This is a genomic window from Kiritimatiellia bacterium (assembly GCA_026417735.1).
Taxonomy (GTDB): Bacteria; Verrucomicrobiota; Kiritimatiellia; order PWTM01; family PWTM01; genus CAACVY01.
In genome coordinates, this window is the sequence record JAOACR010000016.1 from 44,498 (window position 1) to 53,973 (window position 9,476).

The 9,476-nt window shown below is 68.4% G+C and carries 5 protein-coding genes; 3 read left to right on the forward strand and 2 right to left on the reverse strand.

All coding sequences use genetic code 11. The features are described 5' to 3' along the window. Nucleotides 1-68: 68 nt before the first annotated feature. Both N2652_08320 and N2652_08325 read left to right on the forward strand, forming a co-directional pair. Nucleotides 69-1,058 carry an AraC family transcriptional regulator gene (locus N2652_08320; GenBank protein MCX7819196.1) on the forward strand — a complete coding sequence of 330 codons (990 nt, stop codon included), beginning with the start codon at nt 69-71 and terminating at the stop codon, nt 1,056-1,058. After that, the gene (locus tag N2652_08325; protein MCX7819197.1) at nt 1,055-1,747 is read left to right on the forward strand and encodes an HAD-IA family hydrolase; all 693 of its coding nucleotides are present in this window, start codon (nt 1,055-1,057) and stop codon (nt 1,745-1,747) included. Before N2652_08320 ends, N2652_08325 begins: the two co-directional genes overlap by 4 nt. A gap of 39 nt (nt 1,748-1,786) precedes the next feature. On the opposite strand, the gene N2652_08330 is transcribed toward N2652_08325, so the two are convergent. Both N2652_08330 and N2652_08335 read right to left on the reverse strand, forming a co-directional pair. After that, nucleotides 1,787-2,422 carry a CPBP family intramembrane metalloprotease gene (locus N2652_08330; GenBank protein ID MCX7819198.1) on the reverse strand — a complete coding sequence of 212 codons (636 nt, stop codon included), beginning with the start codon at nt 2,420-2,422 and terminating at the stop codon, nt 1,787-1,789. Between the two features lie 45 nt (nt 2,423-2,467). Further along, nucleotides 2,468-5,698 carry a glycoside hydrolase family 78 protein gene (locus tag N2652_08335; protein MCX7819199.1) on the reverse strand — a complete coding sequence of 1,077 codons (3,231 nt, stop codon included), beginning with the start codon at nt 5,696-5,698 and terminating at the stop codon, nt 2,468-2,470. A 571-nt stretch (nt 5,699-6,269) separates the two neighbouring features. Between N2652_08335 and N2652_08340 the strand changes: the two genes are divergently transcribed. Then, the gene (locus N2652_08340) at nt 6,270-8,606 is read left to right on the forward strand and encodes a glycoside hydrolase (protein ID MCX7819200.1); all 2,337 of its coding nucleotides are present in this window, start codon (nt 6,270-6,272) and stop codon (nt 8,604-8,606) included. The last annotated feature ends 870 nt before the right edge of the window (nt 8,607-9,476 follow it).

Below are 9,476 nucleotides of genomic sequence, written 5' to 3' on the forward strand. Positions count from 1 at the left end.
CGTTCGTTGAAACCCGCTGTTGACGATGCCACGCGCACCGCCCATTCACCATCGCCGGGGTTGACACGATGGTGTCATTTTTTGACCATCCCCCCATGCGCGTGCGCGCGCCAGCCGCAGTCAGCGAGCCGCCCTACTTCAGCCACCAGGTCAGCGCCGCCCGGCGCTTCTACCTGCGCCTCGCCCCCCGCCACGGCGGGCCCCTCACCGTGATCAGCGGCGGCTGGGAGCTCTGCCGGCCAGACTACCGCGTCCGCCGCGCGGGCTTCCCGCATCCAACGCTCGAGTTCGTCGCGCGCGGGCGCGGTGAACTCTGGCTCGGCGGACGGCGCACCCCGTTGACGCCGGGGTCGGTCTTCGTCTACGGCCGCCGCACCCCCCACGACATCCGCTGCGATCCCGCCTCGCCAATGTTGAAATACTTCGTGGTGTTCGCCGGCGCCGCCGCGCGCGATCTGTTGCGCACCGGCCGCCTCACTCCCGGAACGGCGACCCGCGTCACCGAGCCCGACCGCATCCGCGAGCTCTTCGACGATCTCATCGCCCGCGCGCTCGACGACCGCCCCGGCCGCGAACGGCTCTGCGCCATCGCGCTGGCCTACCTCCTGACCCGCATCGCCACGCGGACCGCACCACAGACCCCGGACGCCGGCGCGCTGGCAGCCTACCACCGCTGTCGCGCGCTCATCGAAAGCCGACCCGCGGAGTTCCGGCGGCTGGCCGAACTGGCCGCCGCCGGCCATGTCAGCGTCGGACACCTCTGCCGCCTCTTCCGAAAGTTTGGTCGCCAGAGCCCGATGGCCTACCTCCGCCACCTGCGGATGAATCTCGCCGCACAGCGAATTCTCACCGGCCACGTGCCGATCAAGACCGTCGCCGTGGAATTCGGCTACGCCGACCCGCACAACTTCACCCGCGCGTTCCGTCGCGCGTTCGGCGTCGCCCCAACCGACCTGCTGCGCGGCCCGGTTGCCCACACCCGGCCGGCTGGCCCTCTGCGCAGCTCCGCGGCCCACGCATTGACCCCGGCCCTGCCTGCTTCTACGTTTCGCACATGACCCTCTCCGATCCTGTTCAGCGCCGCGTCGACGCGGTGCTCTTCGACATGGACGGCGTGCTGTGCGATTCTGAGCCGTTCATCTGCGAAGCGGCCCGCCTCATGTTCCGCGAACGGTACGGCCTGGAGTTCTCCCCCGATGAGTTCCGTCCTTTTGTCGGCGCCGGCGAAGACCGCTATCTCGGCGGCCCGGCGGAACGCCGCGGTCTTCGCCTCAACCTGCCGGCCGACAAGGCCCGTACCTACGAGATCTACCTCCAAATCATCCGCGGCCGCCTCGCCCCGCTGCCCGGCGCCGTCGAGTTCGTCCGCGCCGCCCGCACGCTCGGCCTGCGCACCGCGGTGGCCACCAGTGCCGACCGCATCAAGCTGGAAGGCAACCTCCGCGAAATCGGTCTCGCAGAGGGCGAGTTCGATGCGCGCATCACCGGCGACGACATTCGCAGGAAGAAACCGGACCCCGAAATATTTCTCGCCGCCGCCGCCGCGCTCCGTGTCGCCCCATCGCGTTGTCTTGTCGTGGAGGACGCGCCCAACGGTCTGCGCGCCGGTGTCGCGGCGGGCGCACGCTGTCTGGGCATCCTCTCCAGCTTTCCCGAGGCGGAGCTGCGCGCGGCCGGCGCCCGCTGGCTCGCGCGCGATCTCGCCGAGGCACTACCTCGCTTGCCACAGATGATTCGCGAGGACTGACTGTCCCTGCCCTCTCCTCGCACGCGCGACGGCATCACATCAGCCGAAGGGAAACAACACGAACACCGCCACATCCCACGCCGCGTGGCTGACCATGTTCGCCGCCAGCGACCGCCAGCGGTGATACATCCACCCCCACGCCAGACCCGCCACCGCCGCGGCTAGCAGCAACACGGGATTGCCGGTCGCCACATGGATACCCGTGTACAGCGCCACCGCCGCCGCGATACCGCGTCCCGCCCCCAGACGAGCCGTCAGCCCGCGCTGGACGACGCCCCGCCAGACGATTTCCTCCGCCGGACCAATCACCAATGCCAGCAACAACGCGATCCGCCACTTCGAGGCTCCCTCACCTAGCGCGTACACCCGCCCGATCATCCCCCCCGCCTCCGGCCATACCCGCCTCAGCAGTGCATTGCCGACCGCAAACACCGCGCCCAACACCAGCGCCGCCGCCAGCCCTCCCGCCAGCTTCAGGCCCATACGCGCCCGCAAATCCCGCCCCATCTCCCCACGAAGCTCCCTGTCGAGCAGCAGGCCCGCTACGGAAAGCAACAAGCCGTTCGCGGCCATCCACCACCAGAAATCCAACGCGCCCACGCGGCGCCATGCGAACAGTGGCATCATCAGCACATAGGCGCCCGCGACGTACCCCCACAGCCCGCGCGTGCTCATCGCCCGTACTCTCGCTGAACGTGGTTCCCGCCGGTCAACTCCCGCTCAGCGGCGAACCGTAAACCGATACCGGCCGGACTCGACCTCCAGCACCACGCGATCGCCCACCTGCCGCGCAGCGCGCACACCCTCGGCTGCGGCCGCCGGCCCGCCGCCCTCCTCTCGAACCGACTCCACCGACGCAGCCGGCACCCACAGTTCCGCGGTGACACCCGGCGGGATGCATACCTCCCAGACCAGCTCCCGACCACGGCTCGCCCATTCGCTCTCGATGCGCCCCGATACCGCCCGATACACGGCCCGAACCCGCTCGCAGCCGGGCACCACCTCGGGACGCATCCGCAACCGCCGGAAACCCGACCGATCTGGCGCGTTCGCGATGCCGGCGAGATTCTCAAACATCCAGATCACGAGATCGCCCAGCAACATCACGTGATTGTGCGAATTCATTGCCGGATCCGCGGTATCGCCATTCCACAGCTCCCAGATCGTCGTCGCCCCCCGCCGCACCATATACCCCCAGCTCGGATAGCTTTCGCGCGTCGCCAGCGTCCACGCGAGGTCGGCGCGGCCGAGATCGGTGAGCGTCCGCATCAGCCACTGCCCGCCGATCAGGCCGGTCATCACATGACCCCCTGCTTCGCGCTCGAGCTTGTCCACCAGCCGCCCAGCCACACGTCCTCGCTCCGCCTCGGGCACCAGCCCAAACCGTAACGGCAAAATGCAGGCGGTCGCCGTGCCATTGTCGTACCAGCCGTCCGCCGGCCGGAAAAACTCCCGGTGAAACGCCGCCGCCGTCTCGCGCGCCAGCCGCTCATACCGTGCCGCCTCTCCTCCGCGGCCGAGCAGCCGCGCAAACTCCGCGAGCATCTCGGCGCACTTCGCGAAGTATGCGGTTCCGATGAGCGGCCCGGCGGTCTTCCGCGCCAGATCTTTCGAGTGAATCAGCTTCGGGTCCTCCGGCGGAACGCACCAGTCGCCATACGTGTCCCGCGGCTGAATGCCGTTGGTCACGAACGTCTGCATGTGCTCCATCCAGCGCACCATCGCCGGCCACGCCTCCGCGACCGTCACTCGGTCGTCGTAGTGGTCCAACAGCGCCCGCGGCACAAACAAAAGACTCGACGGCCACGTCATGTTGTCGGTGTAGATCGGCCAGTATGGCGGCGCGACGTTCGGCACGCTGCCGTTGTCCCGCTGCGCGTCCACAATGTCTCGCGTCCACTTCGCGTAAAATGCGGCGAGGTCAAATAGGAACATCTCGCCGTGACACTCCGCGGAGCGGTCGCCCAGCCAGCCTTGGCGCTCATCGCGCTGGGGACAGTCCGTCGGAATGCTCCGGTAGTTGCCCCGAATGCCCCACACCGCGTTCGAGAAAATCTGGTTCAGCAGCGGATCGGAGCACGACCATTCGCCCACTCGCTCGACGTCGTCATGCACGACGCGCCCATCAATCATTTCCGCAGTCAGCTCGCCCGGCCACCCCTCCACCTCAACGAACCGGAAACCGTGATACGTGAACCGCGGCTCCCACTCCTCGACCCCTTCCCCCCGCAGCACATAGCGATCGGTCACCTTCGCGCCGCGAATGTTGTCGAGGTACAGCTCGCCCTCCGCGTTCAGCGTCTCCGCGTGGCGCAGCGTCACCACCGTCCCGCGTGGCCCCCGGACCCGGATCCGACACCAGCCGACCATGTTCTGCCCCATGTCCACGATCCAGCGTCCATCGGGCCGGCGCCGAATCTCGCGCGGCCGCAGCGTCTCCGTCACGCGGATCGGCGGCATCACCGCCCCCCACATCCGGCCCGCCGGTGCCCCGACCCGTTGCGCCGGCCACCAGCCGCTCTCATCGAAGCCGGCTGACGCCCAGCCCCGCATCTCGCGCCGGGCGTCGTAGTCCTCACCATCGTACTCGTTGTTCGCGAGAACTGGTCCGTTCGTCGTCATGCGCCACGAGGCGTCGCTCACAAGACGCTCGCGCCGTCCGTCCGTGAACTCCACCGCGAGGCAGAGTCGCAGCTTCGGCCAACCATAGGTCAGCGTCTCGGTCGGCTCGACCAGCCGCGGCGCATAGTAGCGTCCGTTGCCCAGGATCACCCCGATCGCATTTGATCCGGTCTGTAACGCCTCCGTCACATCACGGGTCACATACGGAACCCGCGCATCGTAGTGCGTGAGCGGCGGCCACAACACCTCGTCCCCGATCCGCCGCCCATTGATCCACAACTCACCGAGCCCCAGCGCCGAATAGTGGACCACCGCCCGCCGAATCTCGCCGGTGAGCGCAAACTCGCGCCGTAACCAGCGCGCCGGCTGTCGCCGGTCCGCCGGCAACGCGACCGCCCCCCACGGCGGGTCGCCCGGTCGGCCCACCGCTCGCACCGGCATCCACCCCTCGACCAGCTCGAGCCGCTCCGGCCAACCCGGCGGCTCGTTGGTCGCACACCGCCACTCTGCGTCCGTCTCCATCGACCACGCCCGCCCCGACTCGTGCTCCACCTCGATCACCGCCAGCCACCCCGCCGGGTTCGGCCCCCCGCCCAGGTTCTCCACCCGCACCGCCAACACGTTCGTCCCGCCGTGCAGATGGCGCATCAAGTCAAATTCCCCCGACGCCTTGAACGAAGACACCCGCCCCACCCGCTCACCGTTGCAATAGATGTCGGCAAGGTTGTCTGCGGCCGCAAGCAGTCTCGCCCGCCGAACCGGATCGCCACCGTCCGGCACCACGACCACCCGGCGGAAATACCGCGCACCCGGCGGCTCCGGCCGCTCCGGCGTCCATATCCAGGAGCCACGCATCAGGAGCCCCGTCTCCGTCACACCGTCCAAGCCGATCCACTCCGCCCCCGCCCACTCGGAGGGATCCGTGATACCCATCGTCCACGAGGCGATCCCGCTCCATCCGGACGGCTGACCCTCACGGTCCCACACTCGCACCTTCCAGAACGCCGTTTCGCCGCTGCGCAGGGGCGTGCCCCCATAACGGATCTCCGTCCCCTCCTCCCATCGCTGCTGGCCGCTGTCCCACAGCTCACCGCGGTCTTCCGCCAATGCCGCCGCCGACCGCGCCACGAGTACCTGCCACGCGGTGGGCCGGTCGCCGCGTCGCTCCGAACTCAGCCGCCAGCGCAATCGCGGCGCGGCTGTTTCCACGGCCGTCGGATTGACCAGGTGCTCGCAGCGCAAATCCTCTACACGAAGCGCCGCGCGAACAGACGGTGGAAACCACAACGAAGACGCCGCAAGAAACAGAATCCACATTTCTGGTCTCATCCGAGCCTCCCATTCGAGCCAGAGCCCATCCCTGAGGCTAGCCGTCCTCCGCCCCCGCATTCAAGACCGACCAAGGCCCCTCCACCCGGCGTTGGAAGGGCCGGCTCCATGCGGACCGCCTCCCTGGAGGGCGCCGTTCCACCGGCGCCAATGGAGGGCCCGGTTCCACCCGGGCCATCGAGGATTCGATTTACGGACACCGTGGAAGGCGCCCCTCCAACGTGCATGGAGGGCGCGGTTCCACCCGCGCCGGCCCTGGAGGGCGCCGTTCCACCGGCGCCAATGGAGGGCCCGCTTCCACGCGGGCCGTGGGGGATTCGATTTGCGGACGCCGTGGAACGCGTCCCTCCAACGTGCATGGAGGGCGCCGTTCCACCGGCGCCGCTGGAGGGCCCGGTTCCACCCGGGCCTTTTGGGGATAGGTCGGCGCAGAACTCGACCCTCCAGAGGCGGCTACGATGGCGGCACCAACCTTCACCTGCGCCGCAACACGACCTACTCGCGCGCTCAGCGCAACGCGTGCACAATATCATCCGCAGGCCGCGTGGGCCGCAAACCTGAAGGAGGAAGTATGAACAGCCTCTCCGACCTTAGATCTGTTCTACGTCGGATCCCTGTCCTCGCCCTCGCGCTCATGCCGGACCTCGCCAACGCCCAAACAATCCTCTGGCAGACCAGCGCAGTGCCAGACCGCGTCTGGTCACGCGAACACGCCGCCGCCACCCTTCATCGCGAAGCCGACGCGGTCCGCATCACCCACCGCGGCGAAAAAGACTGGGCACTCCGGCCGGAGATCGCCATCCCTCCCATGAACGGCATCGCCGAAGTCGCAGTTCCGATCCGTGGAGACGGCCGGGGCGAGATCACCGTTGCATTCGCCCGAAAAACAGAGGATGACCGTGTGCTCGAATGGACCCACCGCGCACGTACCCTTCGCCCCCCCACCACGACCATCGTGCTTCGGACCCGCGCCCGACTGCCCGTCGCCGGCGAGCGCCTTCACGCTCGGGTGCTCGGCACCGGCCCTGGGGAATTTGTCGTTGGCCCAATCACCGCCACCGTCGTCGCCCCGCCACCAATGGCCAGCGGGCAGCCCCTTACGATCAGCAACCGCGTGATCGCGGCCCGACTCGATCCCCGCGATGCAACCCTCGCTCTCACCGACCTGCGTACCGCCCGCTCCTGGCTGCCCGCCCGTCCCTCCTCGCCATGGCAGGCGCTCAGAGTGCGCGCGGCTCGCGACCGCCTGGAGTGGACGCTTTCCGACGAATTTGGCGAGGCCAGTTGGGATGCCCGCCTCACGCTCGAACCTGACCTCGCCGAAGCGGTGCTGCTGCTCACGCCCCGCCACGGTACCAATGCGCCAATGCGAGAGCCCCTGGCCTATCCGCCGCCCCTCGCCGCAGACCCGCCCGAATCCGCCGAACTCATCCTTCCCCTGAACGAGGGCATCGGCTTCCCCGTCGGCGATGCCGCCGTGCCGACCATGCGCCTCATCGCGTATGGCGGCCACGGCATCTGCATGGCGTTCGCCGGACTCGTCGCCGGCGACACCGCCTTCATGATGCTCATCGAAACGCCCGACGACGCCGCGATACGGCTCGACCGCCGCGAGGGCCGGCTCGTGCTGGCGCCCGAGTGGGACCCCCAGCGCGAGACGGCCGGCTACGCCCGAAGGCTCCGGTTCGTCCTGTTCGACCGGGGCGGCTACGTCGCAATGTGCCGGCGCTATCGCGAGCACGCCCGCGTCGAGGGTCGGCTCGTCACCTTCCGCGAAAAGCTCGCGCGCAATCCCGACGTCGAGCGCCTCGCGGGCGCCGCGAACGTCTGGTTCATGGACCGGGGCGGCGGGCTGGACCTCGCCCGTGAGATGGCCGCCGCCGGCATGGACCGCGTGCTGTGGAGCGCCGGCCGAACCTCAAACGAAGTCGCCGCACTCCGCCAGATGGGCTGGCTGATCAGCCGCTACGACATCTACCAGGACCTGATGAATCCTGCGGAGTTCCACCGACTTCATCACGTGCCGCGCGACTGGCCCAACGACGCCTGGCCCACCGGCGTGATCCGGCGCGCCGATGGCGACTGGGTCCGCGGCTGGCAGGTGCGCACCAAGGACGGCAGCATGATCCCCTGCGCGGTGCTCTGCGATCGCCTCGCCCCCGACCGCGCCCGACAGCGAATTCGTGAAGAGCTCGCCGCCCGCCCCTACAACACGCGCTTCATTGACACCACCACGGCGACACCCTGGCGGGAGTGTTACGACCCCGCCCATCCAATGAGTCGGACGGAAAGCCGGATGTACAAGATGGAACTGCTGAAGGTCGTTTCCCATGAATTCAATCTCATCTGCGGCTCCGAAACCGGACACGACGCGGCAGTTCCGTTTGTGCACTACTTCGAGGGCATGTTGAGCCTCGGTCCGTTCCGAGTTCCCGACGCCGGGCGGGACATGGAACGCAAGTGGGACGAGGTACCCGAGCGGGTCGCGCGTTTCCAGACCGGTCACCGCTACCGGCTGCCGCTGTGGGAACTGGTCTACCACGACTGCGTCGTCGCGCAGTGGTACTGGGGCGATTACAACAACAAGCTGCCCGCGCTCTGGCGGCGGCGCGACCTGTGGAACGCGCTCTACGGCACTCCACCCATGTACATGTTCAACCGCGCAGAGTGGGCACGCGACCGCGAACGGTTCGTGGAAAGCTACCGGATCGCGACGCCGGTTCACCGCCGGACGATGTTTCATCCGATGATCTCGCACCGGCGGCTGACGCCGGACGGCTCGGTGCAACAGAGTGAGTTCGGCGATGGGACGGTGGTGACGGTGAATTTCGGCGAAACACCGTATCGTCTGCCCGGCGGCCGGGAACTGGCGCCCGAAACCGCCATCTGGACCGCTCAGGCCCCCTGATGCCCCCCTCCCTGGAGGGCGCCGTTCCACCGGCGCCACGGATTTGGGTCGGGGTGGAACCCGACCCTCCAGATGCGCGGGACCTGGAGGGCCCGGTTCCACCCGGGCCATTGGGGATTCGATTCGCGGACGCCGTGGAAGGCGTCCCTCCAACCTGCATGGAGGGCCCGGTTCCACCCGCGCCGTCGCCGATTCGATTCCCAACCGCCCTGGAGGGCGCCGTTCCACCGGCGCCAATGGAGGGCCGGTTCCACCCGCGCCGTCGTGAATTTGATTCGCGGACGCCGTGGAAGGCGTCCCTCCAACGTGCATGGAGGGCGCGGTTCCACCCGCGCCGTCGCCGATTCGATTGCCAACCGCCCTGGACGGCGCCGTTCCACCGGCGCCGATTTCAATTCCCGTGGAGGGCCCGGTTCCACCCGGGCCGTCGGGGATTCGATTTGCGGACGCCGTGGAAGGCGTCCCTCCAACCTGCATGGAGGGCGCCGTTCCACCGGCGCCAATGGAGGGCCCGGTTCCACCCGGGCCGTCGGGGATTCGATTCCCAACCGCCCTGGAGGGCGCCGTTCCACCGGCGCCAATGGAGGGCCCGGTTCCACCCGGGCCGATGTGGATTTGATTTTCGGCCGACGTGGAAGTCGGCCCTCCAATGGTCGGGGTGGAACCCGACCCTCCAGGAATTTGATCATTCATCACACGCTGCGGGCTTTTTCGAGGCGGGCGCGGACAAGGGTGATGACCGCCTCATGGACCGCCTCCCGCTCGCCCTGGGTCAACCCCAACACCTCAAACACGACATCGTCCAACGCCCGACGGTCGGGCTGGATCATTTTGTGCCCTCCGAGACCAGCTTGATTTCCTCCGCTGTCA

Bases quoted from the DNA above. Each gene is read 5' to 3' on its own strand.
- N2652_08320 (MCX7819196.1), top strand. From the start codon at position 69: ATGGTGTCATTTTTTGACCATCCCCCCATGCGCGTGCGCGCGCCAGCC.
- N2652_08325 (MCX7819197.1), top strand. From the start codon at position 1,055: ATGACCCTCTCCGATCCTGTTCAGCGCCGCGTCGACGCGGTGCTCTTC.
- N2652_08330 (MCX7819198.1), bottom strand. From the start codon at position 2,422: ATGAGCACGCGCGGGCTGTGGGGGTACGTCGCGGGCGCCTATGTGCTG.
- N2652_08335 (MCX7819199.1), bottom strand. From the start codon at position 5,698: ATGAGACCAGAAATGTGGATTCTGTTTCTTGCGGCGTCTTCGTTGTGG.
- N2652_08340 (MCX7819200.1), top strand. From the start codon at position 6,270: ATGAACAGCCTCTCCGACCTTAGATCTGTTCTACGTCGGATCCCTGTC.